This is a genomic window from Mesorhizobium sp. M8A.F.Ca.ET.202.01.1.1 (genome assembly GCF_004791595.1).
Taxonomy (GTDB): Bacteria; Pseudomonadota; Alphaproteobacteria; order Rhizobiales; family Rhizobiaceae; genus Mesorhizobium.
In genome coordinates this window covers 1-315 of record NZ_SRUN01000201.1, presented here as the reverse complement: position 1 = coordinate 315, position 315 = coordinate 1, and the positions used below count along the sequence as shown (strand labels likewise).

1 pseudogene is annotated in these 315 nt (G+C 64.4%); it reads left to right on the top strand.

What is annotated here, in order from left to right:
* A pseudogene (locus EN845_RS35750) lies at positions 1-294 on the top strand (hypothetical protein); the annotation flags it as partial.
* Between the last annotated feature and the right edge of the window lie 21 nt (positions 295-315).

Below are 315 nucleotides of genomic sequence, written 5' to 3'. Positions count from 1 at the left end.
GAGGCCTTCGATGCCGAGGACTACTTCAAAAGCATCGCGAAGCCGTTCGTCATCACCGCGATCCGTGAGGCCATCAACGAGGATGAAGCCCGCAAGGCTGACAAGCTGAAAAAGAAGGAGCTCGTCGAGTTCGCGGTCAAGAACGTCCCTCCGACCGGCTGGCTGCCACCGGAGTTGCGGGCGCCCACGTACAGCGGCCCGGGCGAGATCCCGGCGCTTGCCGAGGCACCGCCGACGGAGCCGGATGACGACGACTTGGTCGACGAGGACCTCGACGAAGACGAGGCGGCCTGATCTCCATGGGTTGCCTTCGCG